Origin of the sequence: Pseudoalteromonas sp. MEBiC 03485 (genome assembly GCF_004195145.1) — a bacterium.
In the GTDB taxonomy this organism is placed as follows: Bacteria; Pseudomonadota; Gammaproteobacteria; order Enterobacterales; family Alteromonadaceae; genus Pseudoalteromonas; species Pseudoalteromonas apostichopi.
On the sequence record NZ_SGBT01000001.1, the window covers coordinates 541207 to 566790 of the forward strand.

Genomic DNA, 25584 nt, shown 5'->3' on the forward strand with positions numbered 1-25584 from the left:
GAAAGCCCACTTGAAGTGGGCTTTAAAGATGACACTCAACAGAAGTTTATCTATTTTCCAATCGATTATAATCAAACAAACCAAACTCGACGCCACGATATTCTTTTGCTACACGGTGTAAAATATCACTATATTGCCAAAACTGCGGATGCGTACGGCGAATTGCAAACTCGCTTTTCAGATCTCTGTAGGCTGCTTCATCTGTTGCTTTTGCAAGCCCAGCTGCAAATGCAGCAATCTGCTGTTCGTTGTGTAGATACCAAATTGCTTCTGGGTAATCACCTATAAATCCAGGCACAATCGTCACTGTATCTTCATCATAAGCACGCTGACCCTCTTCGTTTAGTAAGCTTGAAATATTGTAATGAGCATTATGGTGGATCAGGGTGTATGCCTTATGTTTATCATCGCTACCTTTGACTAACACAAATGAAATTTGCGGCAGCAAGTTAACGGCTTTAACCGGAAGATCGTTAATTTTAGCCAATGGTTCAGGCACTTTGGTATAGTCATAGCGAGGGCTCAAAATGGGCTTCAGTTTATCTTTAAGCATATTGAACAACTCAGATTGAGGGTCCTTGGTTTTGTATTCAATGCCTGTAGGTTGACTAAATGACAATTCATCTTCAAAGAAGCTCGTTAAGCTAGGTGGTGATTTACGATACCACTGGGCTTTAATTTCTTTACGCTTAGCTTCTGGTAACAAGGCAAGGTAGTTTGCTTCACCCTCTAAACGTAAAAAGTCCATATACAAGCGAGTTAACAACTGATGACCAATGTTGCCATACACATCAAAGCCCGCCACCAGCAGGTAGTGAATACGTTCAAATAATGCGTAATCAAGTATCCAAGCGGTCTTTGGTTGCTGGCCAATCCAGCCCTTAACAACCGTTGCGCTATCAAAATGACGAAACACCGTAAGTGCTGCATTTTGGTTATGACCATCACCTTGCCAAAGTAAATCTGTTGTTAGGTGCTGACCGTTCTCAAACATTTTATTTGCCAGTGCAACTTTAGCAGACAAATATTTGTTTTGGCGTTTTGAATACTTCACCCAACTAGAAATCGGCAAGGCATTACTTTCTTCTTCAGCTGGTAATGCTAAGGCATCTTCATGTTGTAACAACAATTCACCCACTTTTGGTGTCGCCGCCATTTCAGGTTTCGCAAAGCCAACCCAGAACTGATCGTTAATCACGTTTAACGCAATTTGACCACGACAAACAGGCCCTTTAATAAAGCCCATAATAATCAGCTCAGCTTCATCAAGCATAAATTGATAGCGTGAGTTTACTGGGATTGCAGCAAACGCTTTAAATGGGTTTGATGCGACTTCTGGTTTATAGCTTGGTAGTTTATTTACTTGGTAATCAGCCTCAATAAATTGCGAGTTTATGCGCGCTAGCTTTTCGTCATTTAATGCTAAAGGTAAATGTGTTTTCGCTAAGATAGTCGAACGGTCATGCATCAATCGGTAGTAAACTCGCTCAACCTTAGGATCTTCATAAGGGCGACGTGTACTAATATATTTAATCTCTTCACCCGGCGGAGTCGAAGAACGTACTAGCTTAAAATAACTGTGTTTATCGCCATGCTCAGGGAAGTAAATATGTGCTAAATACCAGTGCTCATAGATATAGCGAGCCGCTAGTTGATGCTTTAAACCATCTTGGTTTAAGAAAGCTTCCCAGCGTTCGACTTGTTTTAGCACTCCTTCTTCAGGAGGCTCAATATGAGCAAGGTAACCACCCTTTTTAAGCCATTTAGCAAGGTGCTGAAATTCTTCGCTTGAGATACCAGGCAAACCATAAGGCATACCACTGTGAGGATTATCCTTAGCAAATGAGTCAAACTCGTTCATCGTGGTACATGTTTGTTCACGATCGAGTGAAAAATCAAACTCATCGCCTAAAATAGCTTGCTTAGGCAGTGGGCTGCTTTGCTTAAGCACTAAAGCATTGTAAAGCACACTTCCAGCAAGATTAGCTTCTTCTGTTTGTGCACGCTCATTTAGTACTGGGGTAAAACCTTTTTCACGCCACTGAGCGGTACTTGTCGCATCAAATAGTAAGCGGCTTGGCTCTTGCGCTAATAACCGAGTACCATCATAGACAAGCTCTTTACTTAAACCTCGGTCAATTCCTTCAACTGAAGATAATTTAAGCTGACAAGGTGCGTCATAACAGCCGTGACAAACAACACAACGAGTATCGAGAACAGGTTTTACATCGTTTAAAAACTCTGCCCCCTCTAAAGTTGATGCGGCAACAACACGCTCTCTTGGCTGCTCTTCACCAAACAGTTCATCGTAATGAGCTGCACCTAGATAAGCACAGCCACTTAATAAAATGAGGCCAAATACGGTCGTGAGGAGTTTTCTCATCCTTCCTCCTCGATATCTTCAACGTCATCACCTAAATCAAAGGTCGGCATCATATCAACTTGAGGCGACACAAAGGTTTGGTCATTGTCGCAGCTAAGCATAGCGCTTAATAGTGGCCCACGAACTAAAGTCAGTTGCGCATCGTGCTCGCCATCATTCAATGCTTGATAGTCATCATTTAACACTTCAAGACGGTATTCATTAATAGCAATTGCGACACTGCTATCAACAGCTGGGTTTTGGCAAAGCTGTGCGAGTAACTCTTCGCTTAGCGTTACATGCAATAGTAAATCTGGAGACTCGATGTCACGGCTATGAAGATTTTCATCGAAATAAAAAAGAGGAAGGGTTAAATCGCTATTTTGCTCTAATTCCATGTGCTGTTCTCTACATCAAAATGACTTTTAATTGTACGAGTATAGCAAACTATAAGTTCAATAATTAGCGAAACTTATCAGCCGTTAGCAGCTTTTTAGCTGCTAACTAGCCGAGTTATAAAAACCTAGAAAAAAGAATTACCAAGGTAGCGTTTCGCCGTTTGAATGCCAAAACCCACCTGTGTTGCTAAGATTTAATTCATCAATCCGTTTGATGAGCCGCTCTGCAGCAGTTTCAGGGCTGATATCTCCTGCAAAATTAACCATTTGCGTTTGTACAAAGCCCGGATGGAATAACCCTACGGCAATTTTTTTATCTTTTAACTCATGGGCTAAACTAACACTAGCTGCATTAAGCGCGGCTTTTGACATACGATAGCCGATGTAACCGCCCGAGCCATTATCAGTAATTGAACCCATGCGCGATGTGATCATCGCCACTTTTGCATCAATACCTAAGTTTTGCTGTAACGCATGAGTAATACGAATAGGCGCGATACTGTTCACACTTATTTGCTTTTCGATGGCAGCAAAGTCCATGTCAGCTAAAGTTTCGTTATGAAAAATACCGGCGTTATTAATCAAAATATCAATTTTGTCGCCGTGTAAGTAATTGGCAAGTGTTGCAACATCACCGGCGTTAGATACATCAATGTCGCTAATAACTTTCACATCGAGTGCTTGGAGCTCTTCGCTTGGCGTGCGAACCACTGCAGTAACACGGTAACCTTGGGCTGAATACTGTTTACAAAAATTAAGGCCAATACCTTTATTGGCCCCTGTAACCACCACATGCTTAGTCATCAATCTGCTCCTTAGTTGGGTTTTCTATATCCAAACCACCTCAAGGTGCGAGTTTCAACATCTTGAGGTGGCTTGGGTGTATATATACCTTGGGACAGATTAACAAAAACCAAGATGTTAAGTTAATTCATCAATGGTTGATTTAAGAATTGAAAATACAGCCCCTTGTGGATCGGTAATAACACTAAAGCGCCCAACATCTGGGATGTCTGTCGCTGGCACACAAATAACCCCATTAAGCTGCGTTGCTTTGGCAACCGCCTGATCGCAATCTGCTACGGCAAAATACGGCATCCAATGGGGTGGAATGTCATCTGGCCATTCATTGGTCATTTCAAGCATGCCTGCTATCGGTTGCTCATCAATGGTGAATAAGATGTAGTCCATGCCCTCCATGGGTTTCACCTCAAACTGCCATCCAAATAACTGACAATAAAAGTCGCGACTTTTTTGCATGTCTTTCGACACAAGTTCAAACCAGTAAGGCAGGTTAAGCTCTTGCACTCGTTTAGCCCCGATATGCTCACCAGCTTGCCACAAGGCAAATGTTGCACCTCCTGGCTCTTGTAGCATCACCATGCGACCTGCTTTCATTACATCATGCGGCCCTGCCAAAACAGTTGCACCTAATGATTTTGCCTGCTCTGTGCTTTGATCAACATCATCAACAGCAATGTACAATAACCAATGGGTTGGCATCTCGCTCATACTTGCTGGTAGTTGATACATAGCGGCAATATCATCACCTTGCTTTTGCAGCATGGTGTAAAACATATCTTCGCCTATTGGTTGGTCGTCAAAATCCCAATCAAATAATTGCGTATAAAATTGCTTCGCAGCTAGCCAGTCTTTCGCGCATAACTCTGCCCAGCAGAAAGTACCTGCGGGGTGTTTTGTATTTATTTTTGTCATGGCTGTTCCTCCTTGGTTAAACTTAAGCAACAATCGCAAAATTTACCAATCAAACCAGACAATAGTTGCAACACTTCGTTGAAGCACATAATTTTATCTTAGCTGAAAAGGGCAATGAGTAGCGCTAGCAACGCTGAGTTGCAGATACAAAAATGCCGCTAAAAAAGCGGCATTGCGATATTTAATTAGTGATGATGGCCATGCTCACCTTTTAGCTGATTACCTTGCGCATCATAAAATCCGCTTGCACCATGCTCAACAAACCCTAAGTTGATCATTTTAGCTAAAAACGGGTCGCTTTCATTATCACCGATATCTGCGTAATCGGTCGTTTGATAGTTATCCCATTTCGCAAATTCTACCTGCACTTTTTGCTGATTGTGATGGCTGGCTGTTAAAACAATTTCACGGCTATAGCTGGGTGTTGAAATACGAATTGCTTTGAGTAACTTTTGATTGGCAAGCCAGCTTAACTCTATTTTGCTATCACCCTGCTGTTGTGTGTAATATTCTGTTAGCTCACAGCCTTCACCCGTACTTTTCTGGTGCGTCATTGAAGCTAAAAACTTATCGCTTACTAGCTGATATTTGCTACTCCAATCTTGTTCACCTTGCACTTCCGATGGTTGATACTCAATACCACGCTGGGCATGCTGAAAATAACGAATTGGGCGAATTTGTTGATTGCGCAACTGTTGCCATAGCTCAATAAACTGTGAATTCTGCTTAGCCACCTGATGAGGCGTACGCCAAAGGGTAAAGGTGTTTTCAGTATGCTGCTTATTAGCAACTATATCTGTTGTGACTTTATAGTCTGCTTGCGTAAAACCGGTGTTCATATCGCATTGCCCTGCAACAGCAAGCGGGCTAAGTAATGAGGCAAGTAAGATGGCTGCTTTCACGGGATTCTCTTTTTATCTTGGTTTACTTTATAACTAATTGAGTAAGGGAGGCTTAGAGCCTCCCAAGCACTCATTATTGTGCTAATTTAGCATCGGCTTGTTTAACAAGGTCAGCGGCATAATCCATAACATGGAAAATAAGGCTTTGCTCATTAGTACCTGTTACTAAATGTGCACCTGGGCCTACTGCATACACACCAACATCTTCTGCTGCGTGTGTTTCTGAGCCTAGTGGTACAACAGCTTCTTGATGGAAGCCTGGTGTTGTTGTGTCAACATCAGTTAAATCAACACGCCCTGTTACTGGCGCAAAGTTATAACCTGCATCAGCATCAGTCTCATCGCCTAAATCTCGGAAGCCGCCACCATTGGTATAACCAACCGTTGTGTATGGCATATTGTCTGCTGCAAGTGATGGCTCATCACTACCCACTGGTACTACTTTACCTAAAATTGGGTTACCACGTTTTGGATAGCCTGCAATGGTAAATACGTGGCTGTGGTCAGCAGTTACGATGATTAGTGTGTCTTCAATGCTAGTCTTATCAAGGGCAACTTGTACAGCTTTTGACAACTCAACAGTGTCGCTCAATGCGTTATAGGCATTACCTGCGTGGTGGGCATGATCAATACGTCCCGCTTCAACTGTTAACATAAAGCCATTTGCATTGTTATCTAAAATATCAATTGCCTTTGCGGTCATTTCAGAAAGTGACGGCTCACCCGCTACGTCATTCGAGCGGTCTGCTTCGTATTGCATGTGTGATTCATTGAATAAACCAAATACACGCTCAGTTGTATCTGCATCGATTGCATCAAAACCAGCTTGGTCCATCACATATTGACCTGCAGGGTATTTGGCTTTCCACTCCGCAGTTAAGTCACGACCATCTGTACGGTCACCTTCTACTGAGCTCACAGCATCAGCAGAATTAAAAGCTGCGTCTTTCGGTAAGAAATGACGACGACCGCCGCCCATGACAACTTCTAAACCATCAACATCTAGCCCTTCGTAGCGTGCTTCTAGGTTCGCTTCAAAGTTAATTAATTGCGATGCAATATCTTCACAGCCAGCGGTGACTGCAGCTTCAGGCATATCTGATACGTCTTCCCAGTTACGGTCAGCCGATTTAGCATATGTTGCTGCAGGCGTTGCGTGAGTGATCCGCGCTGTAGAAACAATACCTGTCGACTTACCTGCAATCTCAGCAAGCTCAGTGGCTGTTACTAGCTCATTACCTGCAACCGTTGCACAGTTACCGCGCTCGATGTCTTCATCAACACCGATAACGCCAGCATCCGTTTTTACGCCCGATGCCATTGCTGTCATCGTACCCGCTGAATCAGGTGTTTGCGCATCTACGTTATAAGTTTTAGCAAAACCTGAGAATGGTAGTGTTTCAAAGCTAAGCTGATGCTCTTCACCTAGCTTACCTTCTAGCTGACCCGCCATGATACGTGCAGCAGTGACCGTTGAAATACCCATGCCGTCACCCACGAATAGGATCACGTTTTTCGCTTTACCTGACTCTTTTACAACTGCAGCAATGTTTTCTTCGCTGTTAGCGACTTTAACTTGTGCTGACTTAAACCACTCATTATCAGTCAACGGCGCTAATTGCGATGCTGTTAACGACGTTGCCGGTGCATTACATACAACGCTTGTATCCGTTACTTCTGCTGAGTCTAGCTCACCATTATCATTGCTATCTGCACCTGTTAGGGTTGCTGTACCACCGTTTACGCACTGCTCAGAACCAACAGCTAATGTATTTTCAACGGTTAATGTTTTTGGTGAGTTGTCATTGTCATCAGAACAACCCGATAATGCCACTACTACAGCAAGAGAAATTAAATTTAGTTTTTTCATCGTCGTCGCCATTATTCTTCAATTAGTTCTAGAGCTTGGTTAATGATGTGGAAAATTACGTTTTGCTCCACAACGCCTTGTGCTAATTGCGCACCTGGACCTTTTGCATGAAGTGAAATATCTTCACCCGCATGAGTTTCAGAACCTAATGGCACAGTGGCTTCTTGGTGATAACCAGGTGTCGTTGTATCAACCCCCGTTAAATCAACACGACCAGCCAATGCTGCTTCGTTATAAGATACATCTGCATCTGTCTCATCGCCTAAATCACGGAAACCTAAACCATTTGCATAACCCACTGTAGTGTAAGGCATACCATCAGCAGCAAGGCTTGGCTCTTCGCTACCTATTGCAACTACTTGGCCTAAGATAGGGTTACCGCGCTTTGGATAACCTGCGATAGTAAATACATGACTGTGGTCAGCGGTAACAAGGATAAGAGTTTCTTCTGGATTGGTATTCTCTACTGCTGTTTGCACTGCTTTGGCAAATTCAACGGTATCGTTTAACGCGTTATAAGCATTACCCGCATGGTGAGCATGATCAATACGCCCAGATTCAACGGTTAAGAAAAAGCCTTTTTCATTGCTCTTTAAGATATCAATCGCTTTACCCGTCATTTCAGATAATGACGGCTCACCCGCTACATCGTTAGCGCGGTCAGCTTCATATTGCATGTGTGACTCATTGAACAATGCGAATACACGTTTTGTATCGGCATTAAGCGTATCAAAGCCTGCTTGGTCCATCACGTACTTGCCATCAGGGTACATTTCTTGCCATTCAGCAGTTAGATCACGCTCATCCGTACGGTCACCTTCCACTTCACTGACTGCATCAGCTGAGTTGAATGCTGCGTCTTTCGGTAAAAAGTGACGACGACCACCGCCCATCACCACCTCAAGACCATCAACGTCGGTTCCTACGAAGCGTGCTTCAAGGTTCTTCTCGAAATTAACGAGTTGCGATGCAATGTCTTCACAGCCAGCTTCTACGGCATCAGCTGGCATGTCTGATACATCTTCCCAGTTACGATCGGCTGATTTTGCATACGTTGCTGCAGGTGTTGCGTGTGTAATGCGCGCTGTTGAAATAACGCCTGTTGCTAGACCTTTGATTTCCGCAAGCTCTGTAGCAGTAATTAATTCGTTACCCGCAACTGTTGCACACTTGCCACGCTCGATGTTTTCGTTTACACCAATTACACCAACATCAGTTTTAACGCCTGAAATAATTGCTGTCATTGTGCCTGCTGAGTCAGGTGTTTGCGCATCAACGTTATACGTTTTGATTTGCGCAGAGTAAGGAAACTCCTCAAAGCTTAATAAGCCTTCTTCGCCCGACTTACCTTCCATTTGACCCGCCATGATACGCGATGCAGTAAGCGTTGAAATACCCATACCATCACCAACAAATAGAATGACATTTTTAGCTTTAAACGTTTGCTCAACCTGGGCCGCCGCTTCTTTTTCTGTTAATTTTATTTCAGCAGCACTATACCAATCATTTTGTTTTTGACTGTCTGGTAACACACCTGCATTGGCCGTGGCTGACAATGCCAACGTTAAACCAATTGCAGTAGCAATTTTATTAATTTTCATCGTTACGTTCCGTTAGTACATTATTTTAAGAATTTGAGTGCTAACTAAGCTGCACTTGGATAATTAGCGCAGTAATACTAAGAACGCATTGTTACTAAAAAAGTGACTTTTCATGACGAAATGGTGAAACAGCACAAGCAATGCAAGAAGGTAAGTATTTAGTTTTAGGGGAAATAATAGGGCTAGTTGCTAGGTGTGAGTTAGCGAGGTTCTAGGTCAGCCTAATCTTGGGAGTGATTTATGGTGATTCGGGTTTATCAGAGAACAGGTTTACATGGATTGTGTTGGGCTTCGCTCCACTCAAACCAACCTGCCCTAAGAATGAACAGGGCAAATGCCGAGTGAGACACCACACTAAACAACCCTCTCAATCTAATCTGACGTCTGAAAGCTGACAGCTGATAGCTTTTCTACAGATATTAAAAAAGGCCGCCTAGGCGACCTTTTTATAAGCTGTGAAGCTCTATCTGTTGATATTACTCAACGATAGTTGCAACAACACCAGCACCAACTGTACGGCCACCTTCACGGATAGCGAAGCGTAAACCTTCGTCCATCGCGATTGGGCAGATTAGTTCTACAGTCATCTTGATGTTATCACCAGGCATTACCATTTCAACGCCGTCTGGTAACTGTACGTCACCTGTTACGTCAGTTGTACGGAAGTAGAACTGTGGACGGTAACCTTTGAAGAATGGAGTGTGACGACCACCTTCATCTTTAGAAAGTACGTATACTTCTGAAGTGAACTTCGTGTGTGGAGTGATTGAACCAGGCTTAGCTAGTACTTGACCACGTTCAACGTCTTCACGCTTAGTACCACGTAGAAGTGCACCGATGTTCTCACCCGCACGACCTTCGTCTAGAAGCTTACGGAACATCTCAACACCTGTACAAGTTGTCTTCGTAGTTTCTTTGATACCTACGATTTCAACTTCGTCATTCACGTTGATGATACCAGCTTCAACACGGCCAGTTACAACAGTACCACGACCTTGGATTGAGAATACGTCTTCGATAGGCATGATGAATGGCTTATCGATGTCACGCTCTGGCTCTGGGATGTAAGAATCTAGTGCTTCTGCAAGCTCAACGATTTTGTCTTCCCACTCTTTCTCGCCTTCTAACGCTTTAAGCGCTGAACCTTGGATTAGTGGTAAGTCATCACCTGGGAAGTCGTACTCTGAAAGAAGTTCACGAACTTCCATCTCAACTAGCTCAAGTAGCTCTTCGTCGTCAACCATGTCACATTTGTTCATGAATACGATGATGTAAGGTACACCAACCTGACGAGAAAGTAGGATGTGCTCACGAGTTTGTGGCATAGGACCGTCAGTCGCAGCAACTACTAGGATTGCGCCGTCCATTTGAGCAGCACCAGTGATCATGTTTTTAACATAATCGGCGTGTCCTGGACAGTCTACGTGTGCGTAGTGACGAGTAGGAGTATCGTACTCAACGTGTGAAGTTGAGATTGTGATACCACGCTCACGCTCTTCTGGAGCGTTATCGATTGATGCGAAGTCTTTAGCTACACCACCGTATACTTTTGCAAGTACGTTTGTGATTGCTGCTGTTAGAGTTGTTTTACCGTGGTCAACGTGGCCGATTGTACCAACGTTTACGTGCGGTTTTACGCGTTCAAACTTTTCTTTTGCCATCTTAAAAAATTCCTATAAAGAAATTAACGCCTGACCCACTATTGGGCCAGACAAGCTAAATCATATAACAGCGCGAGCTGCAATTATTGCATCTGCAACATTCTTAGAGGCTTCTGCATACTTCAAAAACTCCATAGAGTATGATGCACGGCCTTGTGTTGCAGATCGCAGATCAGTTGCATAACCAAACATTTCAGAAAGTGGTACTTGCGCATTAATTTGCTTAAGACCACCGAATGCTTCTTCCATGCCTTCGATCATGCCGCGGCGACGGTTTAAGTCACCAACTACATCACCCATGTTTTCTTCAGGAGTGATAACTTCAACCTTCATTACTGGTTCTAGAAGAGCTGGGTTTGCTTCAAGCGCACCTTTCTTCATCGCCATTGAACCTGCAATCTTAAATGCCATTTCATTCGAATCTACATCATGGAATGAACCATCAAACAGAGTCGCTTTAACGCCAAGTAATGGGTAGCCTGCCAGTACACCTTGAGTCATTTGCTCTTGGATACCTTTGTCTACCGCAGGGATGTATTCTTTAGGAACAGAACCACCAACGATTTCGTTAACGAACTCATAAATTGGCGCATCATCTTCCGAAATATCCATCGGTTCAAGTTTAAGCCAGACGTGACCATATTGACCACGACCACCTGATTGACGTACGAACTTCCCTTCAACTTCAACAGCTGAACGGATAGCTTCACGGTATGCTACCTGTGGCTTACCAACGTTACATTCAACACTGAATTCACGCTTCATACGGTCGACAATGATATCAAGGTGAAGTTCACCCATGCCAGAAATAATAGTCTGGCCTGATTCTTCGTCAGTTTGTACTCGGAAAGATGGATCTTCTGCCGCTAGTTTACCTAGCGCGATTCCCATCTTATCTTGGTCAGCTACTGTGCGAGGCTCTACCGCAACAGAGATAACTGGCTCAGGGAACTCCATACGCTCAAGCGTAATGACTGAGTTCGGATCACACAGTGTCTCACCTGTTGTTACGTCTTTAAGACCAATAGCCGCTGCGATGTCGCCTGCGTAGACTACTTTGATCTCTTCACGTGAGTTTGAATGCATCTGAACGATACGACCAAGTCGCTCACGCTTACTTTTAACTGGGTTGTATACCGCGTCACCCTGTTTAACAGTACCAGAGTAAACACGGAAGAAGGTCAAGGTGCCAACGAACGGGTCTGTCGCAATCTTAAAAGCAAGTGCGGCAAACGGTGCGTTGTCATCAGCAGGACGTTCTTCCTCAGTACCATCTTCAACGATACCTTGGATTTGTTTCACTTGTGTTGGAGCAGGCATATATTCGATAACAGCATCAAGCACAGCTTGAACGCCCTTATTTTTAAATGCACTACCACACGTCATTGGAACAATTTCGTTAGCTAATGTGCGCTGACGTAAAGCTGCTTTAATTTCAGCTTCAGTCAGGTCTTCACCTTCTAGATATTTGTCCATTAGTTCTTCTGATGCTTCAGCAGCGCTCTCAACCATGTGAGAACGCCATTCTTCTGCAAGTTCCAGAAGCTCTGCCGGAATGGCCTCATAAGAGAAAGTCATGCCTTGATCTTCGGCATTCCAGTTAATGGCTTTCATCTTAATAAGGTCAATAACACCTTTAAAGTCGTCTTCAGCACCAATTGGTAGCTGAATTGGAACAGGCGTTGCTCCAAGACGAGATTTCACCTGGTCCACAACAGTTAAGAAGTCAGCGCCAGTGCGATCCATTTTATTTACGAAGATCATGCGAGGAACTTCGTATTTGTTCGCTTGACGCCAAACTGTCTCAGTTTGCGGCTGTACACCAGATGAAGCACAAAGAACAACTACCGCACCATCTAGTACGCGTAAAGAACGCTCTACTTCGATAGTGAAATCTACGTGTCCTGGAGTATCAATGATATTGATGCGATGGTCGTCAAATTGAGCGTCCATCCCTTTCCAGAAACACGTTGTTGCAGCAGAAGTGATTGTGATACCACGCTCTTGTTCCTGCTCCATCCAATCCATAGTTGCAGCACCATCATGTACTTCACCGATCTTATGAGAAAGACCTGTGTAGAACAGAACACGTTCTGTTGTGGTGGTTTTACCTGCATCTACGTGAGCGCAAATACCGATATTGCGATAGCGCTCAAGTGGAGTTGTACGTGCCATATGATCCTCTTAAAGGTTAAGGGCAGATTACCAACGGTAATGAGCGAATGCTTTATTCGCTTCAGCCATACGGTGAACGTCTTCACGTTTCTTAACCGCAGTGCCTTTGTTGTCAGCAGCGTCAACGATTTCTTGAGCTAAACGTAAGCCCATAGATTTTTCGCCACGCTTACGTGCAGCGTCTACTAACCAACGCATACCTAATGCGTTGCGACGTACTGGACGTACTTCAACTGGTACTTGGTACGTTGAACCACCAACACGGCGAGATTTAACCTCTACCTGTGGGCGAACGTTTTCAAGTGCAGCTTCAAAGATTTCAAGGTGCGACTTGCCTGATTTCTCAGCAGCCACGTCTAACGCACCATAAACGATTTTTTCAGCAGTAGATTTCTTGCCGTCTAACATTACTACGTTAACGAATTTAGCAAGAAGTTCCGATCCGAACTTAGGATCTGGAAGAATTTTACGTTGACCTATTACGCGTCTTCTAGGCATTTTGTATCTCCGGTATCTTCAGGTTTGCTCTTTTAGAGTCAATACCCAAAACAATTAATTTAAAAATTTAGTGCTTGGCCTTACTAACGGAGAACCATTAGCCCTTAGGGCGTTTAGCACCGTATTTAGAACGAGCTTGACGACGGTCGCTAACGCCTGCACAGTCAAGTGCACCACGTACAGTGTGGAAACGCACACCTGGTAAGTCTTTAACACGACCACCACGGATAAGGATTACACTGTGCTCTTGTAAGTTGTGGCCTTCACCACCGATGTAAGATGTTACTTCGAAACCGTTAGTTAAACGAACACGCGCTACTTTACGTAATGCAGAGTTTGGTTTCTTAGGTGTAGTTGTATATACACGAGTACATACACCACGCTTTTGCGGACAAGCTTTAAGTGCAGCTGAGTTACTTTTAGTAACTTTGCTACGACGTGGCTTACGCACTAGCTGGTTAATAGTTGCCATTTAAATAGCTCCTGAAATTAAAATTACTACTGAAAAAATAAAAAAATCCGCCCTGTTTACATGCTCGTTACAAAACGTGCAGGCAAATGGGTGGCGGAATTTTAATGAGCAAAGTTTAACCTGTCAACCTTAACTCATCGTAAGGCAGAAGATAACTGCCTTACGATTTCTTAATCTATTGATTAAGCTGAGATTATTGGTTTCCAGAGATATCTGCGTTAAGTGCGTCAGTTAGTGCTTGAGTCGCCTCTTCAGCACTTACTGTTTGCTCTTCAACGATTTCACCTTGCTTGCGACGATTCAAACGGTCTTGGTGATACGCAAAGCCTGTACCAGCTGGGATCAGACGACCCACGATTACGTTCTCTTTCAGACCACGAAGTTCATCGCTCTTACCATTTACAGCTGCTTCAGTTAGGACACGAGTTGTCTCCTGGAATGATGCTGCAGAAATGAAAGATTCTGTTGCAAGTGACGCTTTAGTGATACCCATTAACTGGATTTCAAACTTCGCTGGGATCTTACCTTGTTTCTCAAGTTCACGGTTCGCGATGTTAACGCGTGCCACTTCAACTTGTTCACCGGCTAAGAACTCAGTGTCACCGCCGTCAAGGATGATACATTTACGTAGCATCTGACGAATAATTGTCTCAATGTGCTTGTCATTGATCTTAACGCCCTGCAAGCGGTAAACCTCTTGCACTTCGTTAACGATGTAGTTAGCTACATGAGTTACACCACGTAAGCGTAAGATGTCATGTGGTGACTCTGGACCATCGGCGATAACCTCACCTTTAGACACTTGCTCACCTTCGAACACGTTAAGTTGACGCCATTTAGGAATCATCTCTTCGTATGCGTCACCCTCAGCTGGAGTGATTACAAGACGCTTCTTACCTTTTGTTTCTTTACCGAAGCTGATAGTACCTGTGATTTCTGCAAGGATTGCAGGATCTTTCGGTTTACGTGCTTCGAATAAGTCAGCTACGCGAGGTAGACCACCCGTGATATCACGAGTCTTCGAACCTTCTTGCGGAATACGTGCAAGTACGTCACCTGGGTTTGCAGTTGCACCGTCGGTTACTTCAATCGTTGTGAATGAAGGTAGACGTGTTTCTTGCAGACCACGCTCATCGCTTTCGATGATTAGTTTAGGTTCTTTCGCATTTGCTTTACCTAAGTCTTTAACAACCACACGAGTTAAACCAGTTAACTCATCTGTTTGTGCTTCGGTATTTGAGTCATCAATGTCGCTGAACGAGATTTTTGACTTATGCTCAAGAACGATTGGGTGACTATGCGGATCCCAAGTTGCAACGATATCGTTACCTTGAACTTCTGCATTATCTTGTACAGATAACACCGCACCGTAAGGTACTTTATAACGCTCTTTCTCACGACCAAAGCTATCGATGATAGTGATCTCTGTTGAACGAGACGTGATAACAATCTTACCGTCTGTGTTTAATACGTACTTCGCGTTGTGTAACTTCAATGTACCGTTAGTTTTAACTTGTACACTGTTTTCAGCAGACGCTCGAGATGCTGCACCACCGATGTGGAAGGTACGCATCGTAAGCTGTGTACCCGGCTCACCGATTGATTGCGCCGCGATAACACCTACTGACTCACCTGGATTAATGATGTGGCCACGTGCAAGGTCACGACCGTAACACTTAGCACATACACCAAAGTCATTATCACAAGTGATTACTGAACGAACGCGTACTTCATCTACTGAATGCTCTTCTAGAAGGTCACACAGTTTTTCGTCAAGCATGATATTACGCTCAACAAGTACTTCGTTAGTATTTGGAATTAATACATCTTCAGCAACAACACGACCAAGAACACGTTCGCGAAGCGCTTCTACAACGTCACCACCCTCGATAAGCGGTTTCATTGTTAAGCCATCTTCTGTGCCACAATCGTCTTCATTGATTACTAAATCTTGTGCAACGTCTACTAGACGACGCGTTAAGTAACCCGAGTTTGCTGTTTTAAGTGCTGTATCGGCAAGACCTTTACGCGCACCGTGCGTTGAGATGAAGTACTGTAGTACGTTTAGACCTTCACGGAAGTTCGCCGTGATTGGTGTCTCGATGATTGAACCATCTGGACGTGCCATTAGACCACGCATACCCGCTAACTGACGGATCTGAGCGGCGCTACCACGTGCACCTGAGTCTGCCATCATAAACACTGAGTTGAATGAAGATTGCTCTTCTTCTTCGCCTTTAGCGTTGATTACAGTGTCTTTTGATAAGTTCGCCATCATCTCACGTGATAAGTTTTCATTTACACGTGACCAGATATCGATAACTTTATTGTACTTTTCACCAGCCGTTACAAGACCTGATTGGAATTGTTGGTTGATTTCAGTTACTTCAGCTTCCGCTGATTCAATGATTTCTGCTTTAACCGGTGGGATAACTAAGTCATCGATACCGATTGAAACACCTGACTTCATTGCGTAGTGGAAACCGGTGTACATTACTTGGTCAGCAAAGATAACTGTATCTTTAAGACCTAGACGACGGTAACACTCGTTTAATAAGCCAGAAATTTGTTTCTTACCTAGGGCTTGGTTGATTAACTCAAACGGCATGCCTTTAGGTAGGATTAGTGAAAGGATCGCACGACCTACTGTTGTTTCAACAATAGATACTTGCTCAACTGTTTCACCATCTTCATTACTGATTGTCTCGCTGATACGTACTTTTACGCGTGCATGTAACTCAGCGTTACCGCTGCGGTATGCTTTTTCAGCTTCTTTAGGATCTTTAAATACAATACCTTCGCCTTTCGCATTGATGCGATCACGAGTCATGTAGTAAAGACCTAATACAACGTCCTGTGAAGGAACGATGATTGGCTCACCATTCGCTGGAGATAGGATGTTGTTAGTAGACATCATTAGAGCACGTGCTTCTAATTGTGCTTCAAGCGTTAACGGTACGTGTACCGCCATTTGGTCACCATCGAAGTCAGCGTTGTATGCCGCACAAACTAATGGGTGTAAATGAATCGCTTTACCTTCGATAAGCACAGGTTCGAACGCTTGGATACCCAAACGGTGAAGTGTTGGTGCACGGTTCAGTAATACTGGATGCTCACGAATTACTTCGTCTAATACATCCCATACTTCTGCTACTTCACGCTCAACCATCTTCTTAGCAGCTTTGATAGTCGTAGCCATGCCACGACGCTCTAATTTACCGTAGATAAATGGTTTGAATAGCTCAAGTGCCATCTTCTTAGGAAGACCACACTGGTGTAGTTTAAGCGTAGGACCTACTGTGATTACAGAACGGCCAGAGTAATCTACACGTTTACCAAGTAAGTTCTGACGGAAACGACCTTGCTTACCTTTGATCATATCAGCAAGCGATTTCAGAGGACGTTTGTTAGAACCTGTAATCGCACGACCGCGACGACCGTTATCAAGTAGCGCATCTACCGCTTCTTGTAACATACGTTTTTCGTTGCGTACGATAATGTCTGGTGCTGCTAGATCTAATAGACGTTTAAGACGGTTATTACGGTTAATAACACGACGGTAAAGGTCATTCAGATCAGAAGTCGCAAAACGACCACCGTCTAGTGGTACTAATGGACGTAGATCAGGCGGAAGTACTGGAAGTACTGTCATGATCATCCACTCAGGGTTGTTACCTGATTGGTGGAAAGATTCCATTAATTTAAGACGTTTAGTGATCTTCTTACGCTTAGTTTCAGAGTTAATTGTTGGTAACTCTTCACGCATTTCAGCAATTAATTGGCCAAGATCAAGTTCACGAAGCAAGTCTAATACTGCTTCAGCACCCATCTTCGCTTCAAACTCATCACCGTGCTCTTCAAGTGCATCTAAGTACTCTTCTTCACCTAAAAGCTGACCACGCTCAAGCGTTGTCATACCAGGCTCAGTTACTACGAATGATTCGAAGTAAAGTACGCGCTCGATGTCACGAAGTGTCATGTCTAGCATTAAGCCGATACGTGACGGTAATGATTTTAAGAACCAAATGTGCGCAACTGGGCTCGCAAGCTCAATATGACCCATACGGTCACGACGCACTTTAGTTAGCGTTACTTCAACGCCACACTTTTCACAAATAACACCACGGTGCTTAAGGCGCTTATATTTACCACATAAACACTCATAATCTTTCACTGGGCCGAAAATACGGGCACAGAATAAGCCGTCGCGCTCAGGCTTGAAAGTACGGTAGTTGATTGTCTCAGGTTTCTTTACTTCACCGTATGACCATGAACGAACCATATCTGGCGAAGCAAGACCAATGCGAATTGCATCGAATTCTTCGGTCTTATTTTGTTGCTTCAGAAACTTAAGTAAGTCTTTCACCTTAGCTCTCCTGTCGGAGGTTAATCTTGAGGGCGAAACAATCGCCCCTACATTCTATTCGGCCTAACAGGTGCGGCTTACGCCGCACCTAAATGGCTTAATTTTCTTCCAACTCGATGTTGATACCCAGTGAGCGGATTTCTTTCAACAATACGTTGAACGATTCTGGCATACCTGGTTCCATCTTATGGTTACCATCTACGATGTTCTTATACATCTTAGTACGACCATTCACGTCATCCGATTTCACTGTTAGCATTTCTTGTAGAGTATATGCAGCACCGTAAGCTTCTAGTGCCCACACCTCCATCTCACCGAAACGCTGGCCACCGAACTGAGCTTTACCACCCAGCGGCTGCTGAGTAACAAGGCTGTAAGAACCAGTTGAACGTGCGTGCATCTTGTCATCAACCAAGTGGTTAAGTTTCAACATGTACATGTAACCAACAGTTACTTGACGTTCGAACTGATCGCCAGTACGGCCATCATAAAGTGTAACTTGACCGCTTCTTGGATAACCACCAAGCTCAAGTAAGTCTTTGATTTCGCTTTCACGAGCACCATCAAAGGCTGGAGTTGCGATCGGTAAACCACCTTTCAAGTTTTCAGCTAAGCGACGAACTTCATCATCAGAGAACGAGTCGATATCGACTTTCTGACGACAATCACCTAATTCGTAAACTTTCTTAACGAAGCTACGGATTTCGTGCAGTTCACGCTGCTCTTTCATCATTTCTTCTAAGCGCTCACCCACACCACGTGCAGCAAGACCCATATGAGTTTCTAGGATCTGACCGATGTTCATACGTGATGGTACACCTAGCGGGTTCAGAACGATGTCTACCGTACGACCTTTGTCATCGTATGGCATATCTTCTACTGGTACGATAGTCGAGATAACACCTTTGTTACCGTGACGACCCGCCATCTTATCACCCGGTTGGATACGACGTTTAACAGCTAGGTATACTTTAACAATCTTAAGTACGCCTGGTGCTAAGTCGTCACCTTGAGTGATCTTACGACGTTTGTTTTCAAACTTCTTATCGTATTCAGCTTTAAGCTCATCGTACTGAGCGGCTAGCTGCTCAAGTTCAGCTTGCTTATCTTCTTCAGCAAGGCTTTGAGTAAGCAGCTTTTCAGCATTTAGTGATGCAATTGAATCTGCGTTCAGACCAGCGTCAACAAGTAACTTACGAGCACGCTCTAATACGCCTGCTTCTAAGATACGGAACTCTTCGTTGAAGTCTTTCTTCGCTTCGCGAAGCTGCATGTCTTCAACTTCTAACGCACGCTTATCTTTTTCAACACCGTCACGGGTGAAAACTTGTACGTCGATTACAGTACCAGTTACAGAGTTTGGTACGCGTAAAGAGCTGTCTTTAACGTCTGACGCTTTCTCACCGAAGATAGCACGTAGTAGCTTTTCTTCTGGTGTTAATTGCGTTTCGCCTTTCGGAGTCACTTTACCTACTAGGATATCGCCGCCTTTAACTTCAGCACCGATATAAACAACGCCTGACTCATCAAGCTTGCCTAGTGCAGATTCACCTACGTTAGGAATATCTGCTGTGATCTCTTCTGGACCTAATTTAGTATCACGTGCGATACATTGTAGTTCTTGAATGTGGATAGTCGTTAGACGATCTTCTTGAACTACGCGCTCTGATAGTAGGATTGAATCCTCGAAGTTATAACCGTTCCATGGCATGAATGCCACGCGAAGGTTTTGACCAAGTGCTAAGTCACCAAGGTCAGTCGAAGGACCATCTGCTAATACGTCACCACGTGTTACCGGCTCACCAACCATACAAGTTGGTTTTTGGTTAATACATGTATTTTGGTTTGAGCGAGTGTATTTAGTAAGGTTGTAAATATCGATGCCCGCTTCACCAGGAACACGCTCATCTTCATGTACATTTACAACGATGCGGCTTGCATCCGCATACATTACTTCACCACCACGCTTAGCAACGATAGTTACACCAGAGTCTTTCGCTAGTGTAAGCTCGATACCTGTACCTACCAGCGGTTTGTCCGCGATAAGAGTTGGTACGGCTTGACGTTGCATGTTTGAACCCATCAATGCACGGTTAGCATCATCGTGTTCTAGGAACGGGATAAGTGCTGCCGCTACAGAGATCACCTGTTGTGGTGATACGTCCATATATTGTTGGTCCATTTTGCCCATAAAGGTTGATTCACCTTTGTGACGACATGGAATTAGTTCATCAACAAACTCATTGTTTTCGTTCAAGTTTGAGTTCGCCTGAGCGATAACAAACTGACCTTCTTCAATGGCTGATAAGTAATCTACTTCATCAGTAACTACACCGTTTACCACTTTACGGTAAGGTGTTTCTAAGAAACCATAGTCATTAGTACGTGCGTACGTAGACAGTGAGTTAATTAGACCGATGTTTGGACCCTCAGGCGTTTCGATTGGACATACACGACCATAGTGAGTTACGTGAACGTCTCGAACTTCGAAGCCAGCGCGTTCACGTGTTAAACCACCCGGACCTAATGCAGAAATACGACGCTTATGCGTTACTTCTGAAAGCGGGTTATTTTGGTCCATGAACTGTGATAACTGAGATGAACCAAAGAACTCTTTAACCGCTGCCGAAATAGGCTTAGCGTTAATAAGATCTTGTGGCATTACAGCGTCAAGGTCACCTAAGCTTAAACGCTCACGTACAGCACGCTCAACACGTACTAGACCAACGCGGAATTGGTTCTCAGCCATTTCGCCAACACTACGGATACGACGGTTGCCTAAGTGGTCGATATCATCAACATCGCCAACACCGTTACGAATAGCGATAAGCACTTTCATAACAGCTACGATGTCTTCTTTCGATAATGTGCCAGGGCCAGTATCTGAGTCATAACCTACACGGCTATTGAACTTCATACGACCAACTGTTGATAAATCGTAACGCTCGTCAGAGAAGAACAAGTTATCAAATAAGGCTTCAGCCGCGTCTTTCGTCGGTGGCTCGCCTGGGCGCATCATGCGATAAATTTCTACTAATGCTTCTAAACGGTTGCTTGTTGTGTCGATACGTAATGTATCTGACATGTAGGCGCCGCTGTCAACTTCGTTGATATATAGAGTATCAATCTTAGTGTGACCTGCTTTAACCAATTCAGCCATTAGCTCAAGTGATAGCTCGTCATTCGCGTTTGCGATGATCTCACCTGTTGACTCATCAACATAGTTTTTAGCTATAACACGACCAATGATGTACTCATGCGGTACTTCTAATTGGTTAATACCTTTTTTCTCGATGTTCTTGATGTGACGCGCAGTAATACGACGACCCGCTTCAACAAGGACTTCACCGTCTTCGCCTTTGATATCAAAAGCGGCAGTTTCACCACGTAAGCGCGAAGGAACAAGTTCCATAAGAACTTTACCGTCAGCAACTTCAAACGTAGTTGTATCGAAGAATATCTCTAGGATTTCATCCGTTGAGTACTCTAGTGCACGTAAGATGATTGACGCCGGTAATTTACGACGACGGTCAATACGTACATAAAGGTTATCTTTTGCATCAAACTCGAAGTCTAACCATGAACCACGGTAAGGAATTACACGCGCGTTATAAAGCACTTTACCTGACGAGTGAGTTTTACCGCGGTCGTTATCAAAGAATACACCAGGGCTACGGTGTAGCTGAGAAACGATAACACGCTCTGTACCATTGATAACAAAGGTACCGGTATCAGTCATGAGCGGAATTTCGCCCATGTAAACTTCTTGCTCTTTAATGTCTTTAACTGTGCCTGGTGCTTCTTTGTCCATCACCACAAGACGCAATTTTACGCGAAGTGGAGCAGAATAAGTCACACCGCGAATTTGACATTCTTTTACATCGAATACTGGCTCACCAATACGATAACTTACGTATTGAAGCTCAGAATTTCCCGAGTAGCTTTTGATAGGAAACACAGAACGGAATGCAGCTTCCAAACCGTGATCGCCATCAGCGTCAGGGACTAAGAATTTTTTAAACGATTCTAACTGCGTCGACAGTAAGAAAGGTATATCCAAAACTTGTGGACGTTTACCAAAATCCTTACGGATACGTTTCTTTTCAGAATAAGAGTAAGCCATGGGGTTCCTCAGCTTGCTGATCTTTGACCCGACCTGTTCTTGTAAGAACAGACTTAACTGGCATCTATGCCAAGATGTACAACATTAAATTGTTGTTCTATTTTGCTCTGCCACTTTCAACACCGATTAAGGTAACAACTTGAAAGTAAAGAGAAAATTAGATTTTATTTGCGTTACAGGATTGCATCGCTCCATAGCGCAAAAAGGCCGGTGATTAAATAATCACCAGCCCTTGCCTGATTACTCAGGCAGCGAACCTAGCGTAAGCTAGATTACTTAACCTCAACTTCAGCACCAGCTTCAGTAAGGTCTTTTGCAAGTGCTTCAGCTTCTTCTTTAGATACACCTTCTTTGATAGGTGCAGGAGCTGCTTCAACAAGTGCTTTAGCTTCTTTAAGGCCAAGACCAGTAGCACCACGTACAGCTTTGATAGCTGCAACCTTGTTAGCGCCAGCGCCAGTAAGGATTACGTCGAACTCAGTCTTTTCTTCAGCTGCTTCAGCAGCAGGACCAGCAACAACAGCAGCTGCTGCAGTTACGCCGAATTTTTCTTCCATTGCTTCAACTAGAGCAACAACGTCCATTACTGACATTTCAGCAATAGCATCAAGGATTTGGTCTTTAGTTACAGACATTACAAATTTCCTAATTATTACGGACTAAATATAGCCCAAAAAAAATATTACACCGAAAGTGAACAAAAAAACAGCTTAAAATTAAGCAGCTTGCTCTTCTTTCTGTACACGTACTGCTTCAATTGTTTTACACAATTTACCTGCAGACGCTTCTTTCATAGCGCTCATTAAGCGTGCAACAGCTTCGTCGTAAGTAGGTAGAGTTGCTAGCATAGCTGCGTCTACTACGTTACCTTCAAATGCAGCCGTCTTAACTTCGAATTTCTCGTTCTTCTTCGCGAAATCTTTGAAGATACGCGCAGCAGCACCTGGGTGCTCTGAAGAGAAAGCGATTAAGCTTGGACCAACAAGTGAGTCAGAAAGGCACTCAAAATCTGTACCTTCAATAGCACGTTTAGCTAAAGTGTTACGAACAACTTTCATCCATACACCAGCTTCACGAGCTTCTTTACGAAGGGCAGTGATAGCACCAACTGTTACACCACGAGAATCTGCAACAACTGCAGAAAGAGCACCAGTGGCTGCTTCGTTGACTTCAGCAACAATTGCTTTTTTGCCTTGAAGATTTAAAGCCATGGGTGTTACTCCTGGTTTAATGGGTTGCCGAAATTGGCTTCCCTGTTCTACTCTTCCCCATCTAAGATGGAGATGCTTTTTACGGCGAGAGCCAGAAGATTAGGAAAAATCTATCTGGGGATTCACACCGTCTACGTAGGTAAAATATTAAGGCAGAAGCCGCCTACGGTCTTGGACGGAAGCCCAATTTATCGTTTTTACCCGAGAGCATTACGAAATTATGGACTTCAACCCGAATTCTTTACTTGTTTTGAAATTAACTTTCTCAACAAAATGGCGCAAAATTATAGTTCAAATTTCGCGCCATGTAAACTCTTAATTAAGCAACAACTGTGCTTAGAGAGTTTTGGTCAACAGCAACACCTGCGCCCATTGTTGTAGAGATAGTTACTTTCTTCACGTAAGTACCTTTTGCTTGAGAAGGTTTAGCCTTCTTAAGCGCAACAATAAGAGCTTCAAGGTTTTGTTGAAGTTGCTCAGCAGTGAAATCAACCTTACCGATAGTAGTATGGATGATACCGTTCTTGTCGTTACGGTAACGAACTTGACCTGCTTTCGCATTTTTAACTGCTTCTGCAACGTTAGGCGTTACAGTACCAGTTTTAGGGTTTGGCATTAGACCACGTGGACCTAAGATTTGACCTAGTTGACCAACAACACGCATAGCGTCTGGAGATGCAACAACAACGTCAAAGTTCATCTCGCCTTTCTTAACTTGTTCAGCAAGATCTTCCATGCCCACTAATTCAGCACCAGCTTCTTTCGCAGCATCTGCGTTAGCGCCTTGTGTGAATACAGCAACACGAACTTCACGACCAGTACCGTTAGGTAGTACAGTTGCACCACGTACGTTTTGGTCAGATTTACGAGCATCGATACCAAGGTTAACAGCAACGTCAACACTTTCTACGAATTTAGCTGTCGCTAACTCTTTTAAAAGAGCAACTGCTTCGTTGATTTCGTAATCTTTAGTCGCATCCACTTTTTCGCGGATTGTACGCATACGTTTAGTTAATTTTGCCATTATCTTAGTCCTCTACGTTCAAGCCCATCGCACGCGCAGAACCTGCGATAGTGCGAACTGCAGCGTCCATATCAGCCGCTGTAAGGTCAGGTCGTTTTGTCTCAACGATTTCTTCAAGTTGAGCACGAGTTACTGTACCCACTTTTTCAGTGTTAGGACGGCCAGAACCTGATTTGATACCTGCAGCTTTCTTAAGTAAGTAAGCAGCCGGTGGAGTTTTCATGTCGAACGTGAAAGAACGGTCACCGTAAACAGAGATCACTACAGGAACTGGAGCGCCTTTTTCGATAGACTCTGTACGTGCGTTGAACGCTTTACAGAATTCCATGATGTTTACACCGTGTTGACCTAGTGCTGGACCTACTGGAGGACTAGGGTTAGCCATACCAGCGGCAACTTGTAGCTTGATAATAGCTTCAACTTTTTTAGCCATAATAAATACCTCATTTGGTGGGTCATAGCCTTGTGCGCGCGAGGACGCGTACTCTAACGGCTTCCCAGTTTAAAAATTGGTTCTCACTTTTTAGTGATAAAACAAGTTATAACTTGCCCTAACACAAAAAGGCCGCTGATTATAAGTTAATCAGCGGCCTTTTTCAAGCTTATTGCCAAAATATTAAACAATTTTGGCAGCTTTAATTTCTTACTTACTTGTCTTGCTCAACTTGACCGAATTCAAGGTCAACAGGTGTCGAACGACCGAAGATAAGAACAGACACTTTTACGCGGCTCTTCTCGTAATCAACTTCTTCCACAACACCGCTGAAGTCAGCAAATGGGCCATCGATAACACGAACAACTTCACCTGGTTCAAATAATGTTGCAGGCTTAGGCGCTTCAGAGTTCTCTTGCAGACGGTTCAAGATGCGATCAGCTTCTTTTTGGCTGATTGGAGCTGGACGATCAGACGTACCACCAATGAAGCCCATAACACGTGCTGTGCTGTTCACTAAGTGCCAGCTTGCATCGTTCATGTCCATTTGAACTAGTACATAACCTGGGAAGAATTTGCGCTCAGATTTACGCTTTTGACCAGCGCGCATCTCAACAACTTCTTCAGTTGGTACTAATACTTCACCAAAACTATCTTCCAAACCTTCAATCTTGATGTGCTCAAGAATAGTTTGTGCTACACGCTTCTCGTAACCAGAGAAAGCTTGCACTACGTACCAACGTAGTTTCTTTTCGTTCTTCTCATCCGACAT

At 43.8% G+C, this 25584-nt stretch carries 18 protein-coding genes; all 18 read right to left on the minus strand.

The genetic code is table 11. From position 1 onward, the window contains the following. Positions 1-46: 46 nt before the first annotated feature. Complete coding sequence (locus tag EVU92_RS02540) at positions 47-2383, minus strand: fatty acid cis/trans isomerase (protein ID WP_130049890.1); 2337 nt, start codon at positions 2381-2383, stop codon at positions 47-49. Continuing rightward, positions 2380-2760, minus strand: a complete 381-nt coding sequence (locus EVU92_RS02545; RefSeq protein WP_130049891.1) for a hypothetical protein — start codon at positions 2758-2760, stop codon at positions 2380-2382. Before EVU92_RS02545 ends, EVU92_RS02540 begins: the two co-directional genes overlap by 4 nt. 138 nt (positions 2761-2898) lie before the next feature. Beyond that, positions 2899-3564 carry an SDR family oxidoreductase gene (locus EVU92_RS02550; RefSeq protein ID WP_130049892.1) on the minus strand — a complete coding sequence of 222 codons (666 nt, stop codon included), beginning with the start codon at positions 3562-3564 and terminating at the stop codon, positions 2899-2901. Between the two features lie 117 nt (positions 3565-3681). Next, the gene (locus EVU92_RS02555) at positions 3682-4476 is read right to left on the minus strand and encodes a VOC family protein (RefSeq protein ID WP_130049893.1); all 795 of its coding nucleotides are present in this window, start codon (positions 4474-4476) and stop codon (positions 3682-3684) included. Between the two features lie 185 nt (positions 4477-4661). Continuing rightward, positions 4662-5378 carry a hypothetical protein gene (locus EVU92_RS02560; RefSeq protein ID WP_130049894.1) on the minus strand — a complete coding sequence of 239 codons (717 nt, stop codon included), beginning with the start codon at positions 5376-5378 and terminating at the stop codon, positions 4662-4664. A gap of 73 nt (positions 5379-5451) precedes the next feature. Further along, on the minus strand, positions 5452-7248 hold the full coding sequence (locus EVU92_RS02565; protein ID WP_130049895.1) for an alkaline phosphatase: 1797 nt from the start codon (positions 7246-7248) through the stop codon (positions 5452-5454). An 11-nt stretch (positions 7249-7259) separates the two neighbouring features. Continuing rightward, positions 7260-8849, minus strand: a complete 1590-nt coding sequence (locus EVU92_RS02570) for an alkaline phosphatase (RefSeq protein ID WP_130049896.1) — start codon at positions 8847-8849, stop codon at positions 7260-7262. 476 nt (positions 8850-9325) lie between these two features. Next, a complete protein-coding gene (gene tuf / locus EVU92_RS02575) occupies positions 9326-10510 on the minus strand; it encodes an elongation factor Tu (protein WP_054564107.1) in 1185 nt (394 codons plus the stop codon). A gap of 60 nt (positions 10511-10570) precedes the next feature. Continuing rightward, positions 10571-12685 (minus strand): elongation factor G, encoded by a 2115-nt coding sequence (fusA, locus tag EVU92_RS02580; protein ID WP_130049897.1) that lies wholly within the window; start codon positions 12683-12685, stop codon positions 10571-10573. Positions 12686-12712: 27 nt separating this feature from the next. After that, positions 12713-13183 (minus strand): 30S ribosomal protein S7, encoded by a 471-nt coding sequence (rpsG, locus tag EVU92_RS02585; RefSeq protein WP_054554834.1) that lies wholly within the window; start codon positions 13181-13183, stop codon positions 12713-12715. Between the two features lie 97 nt (positions 13184-13280). Further along, positions 13281-13655 (minus strand): 30S ribosomal protein S12, encoded by a 375-nt coding sequence (gene rpsL, locus EVU92_RS02590; RefSeq protein ID WP_002958885.1) that lies wholly within the window; start codon positions 13653-13655, stop codon positions 13281-13283. Positions 13656-13848: 193 nt separating this feature from the next. Then, entirely contained in the window at positions 13849-18021 is a 4173-nt protein-coding gene (rpoC, locus tag EVU92_RS02595; RefSeq protein ID WP_130049898.1) for a DNA-directed RNA polymerase subunit beta', read from the minus strand. 97 nt (positions 18022-18118) lie between these two features. Beyond that, the gene (rpoB, locus tag EVU92_RS02600) at positions 18119-22144 is read right to left on the minus strand and encodes a DNA-directed RNA polymerase subunit beta (RefSeq protein ID WP_130049899.1); all 4026 of its coding nucleotides are present in this window, start codon (positions 22142-22144) and stop codon (positions 18119-18121) included. Positions 22145-22416: 272 nt separating this feature from the next. After that, complete coding sequence (gene rplL / locus EVU92_RS02605) at positions 22417-22779, minus strand: 50S ribosomal protein L7/L12 (protein ID WP_054554830.1); 363 nt, start codon at positions 22777-22779, stop codon at positions 22417-22419. Positions 22780-22860: 81 nt separating this feature from the next. Then, the gene (gene rplJ, locus EVU92_RS02610; RefSeq protein WP_130049900.1) at positions 22861-23355 is read right to left on the minus strand and encodes a 50S ribosomal protein L10; all 495 of its coding nucleotides are present in this window, start codon (positions 23353-23355) and stop codon (positions 22861-22863) included. 319 nt (positions 23356-23674) lie between these two features. Beyond that, positions 23675-24379 carry a 50S ribosomal protein L1 gene (rplA, locus tag EVU92_RS02615; protein WP_062568393.1) on the minus strand — a complete coding sequence of 235 codons (705 nt, stop codon included), beginning with the start codon at positions 24377-24379 and terminating at the stop codon, positions 23675-23677. 4 nt (positions 24380-24383) lie between these two features. Then, on the minus strand, positions 24384-24812 hold the full coding sequence (gene rplK, locus EVU92_RS02620) for a 50S ribosomal protein L11 (RefSeq protein ID WP_054554827.1): 429 nt from the start codon (positions 24810-24812) through the stop codon (positions 24384-24386). Positions 24813-25026: 214 nt separating this feature from the next. Continuing rightward, positions 25027-25584 (minus strand): transcription termination/antitermination protein NusG, encoded by a 558-nt coding sequence (nusG, locus tag EVU92_RS02625; RefSeq protein ID WP_054554826.1) that lies wholly within the window; start codon positions 25582-25584, stop codon positions 25027-25029.

Coding starts and splice junctions, on each gene's coding strand:
- EVU92_RS02540 (WP_130049890.1), bottom strand. CDS start 2,383: ATGAGAAAACTCCTCACGACCGTATTTGGCCTCATTTTATTAAGTGGC.
- EVU92_RS02545 (WP_130049891.1), bottom strand. CDS start 2,760: ATGGAATTAGAGCAAAATAGCGATTTAACCCTTCCTCTTTTTTATTTC.
- EVU92_RS02550 (WP_130049892.1), bottom strand. CDS start 3,564: ATGACTAAGCATGTGGTGGTTACAGGGGCCAATAAAGGTATTGGCCTT.
- EVU92_RS02555 (WP_130049893.1), bottom strand. CDS start 4,476: ATGACAAAAATAAATACAAAACACCCCGCAGGTACTTTCTGCTGGGCA.
- EVU92_RS02565 (WP_130049895.1), bottom strand. CDS start 7,248: ATGAAAAAACTAAATTTAATTTCTCTTGCTGTAGTAGTGGCATTATCG.
- EVU92_RS02570 (WP_130049896.1), bottom strand. CDS start 8,849: ATGAAAATTAATAAAATTGCTACTGCAATTGGTTTAACGTTGGCATTG.
- tuf (WP_054564107.1), bottom strand. CDS start 10,510: ATGGCAAAAGAAAAGTTTGAACGCGTAAAACCGCACGTAAACGTTGGT.
- fusA (WP_130049897.1), bottom strand. CDS start 12,685: ATGGCACGTACAACTCCACTTGAGCGCTATCGCAATATCGGTATTTGC.
- rpsG (WP_054554834.1), bottom strand. CDS start 13,183: ATGCCTAGAAGACGCGTAATAGGTCAACGTAAAATTCTTCCAGATCCT.
- rpsL (WP_002958885.1), bottom strand. CDS start 13,655: ATGGCAACTATTAACCAGCTAGTGCGTAAGCCACGTCGTAGCAAAGTT.
- rpoB (WP_130049899.1), bottom strand. CDS start 22,144: ATGGCTTACTCTTATTCTGAAAAGAAACGTATCCGTAAGGATTTTGGT.
- rplL (WP_054554830.1), bottom strand. CDS start 22,779: ATGTCTGTAACTAAAGACCAAATCCTTGATGCTATTGCTGAAATGTCA.
- rplJ (WP_130049900.1), bottom strand. CDS start 23,355: ATGGCTTTAAATCTTCAAGGCAAAAAAGCAATTGTTGCTGAAGTCAAC.
- rplA (WP_062568393.1), bottom strand. CDS start 24,379: ATGGCAAAATTAACTAAACGTATGCGTACAATCCGCGAAAAAGTGGAT.
- rplK (WP_054554827.1), bottom strand. CDS start 24,812: ATGGCTAAAAAAGTTGAAGCTATTATCAAGCTACAAGTTGCCGCTGGT.
- nusG (WP_054554826.1), bottom strand. CDS start 25,584: ATGTCGGATGAGAAGAACGAAAAGAAACTACGTTGGTACGTAGTGCAA.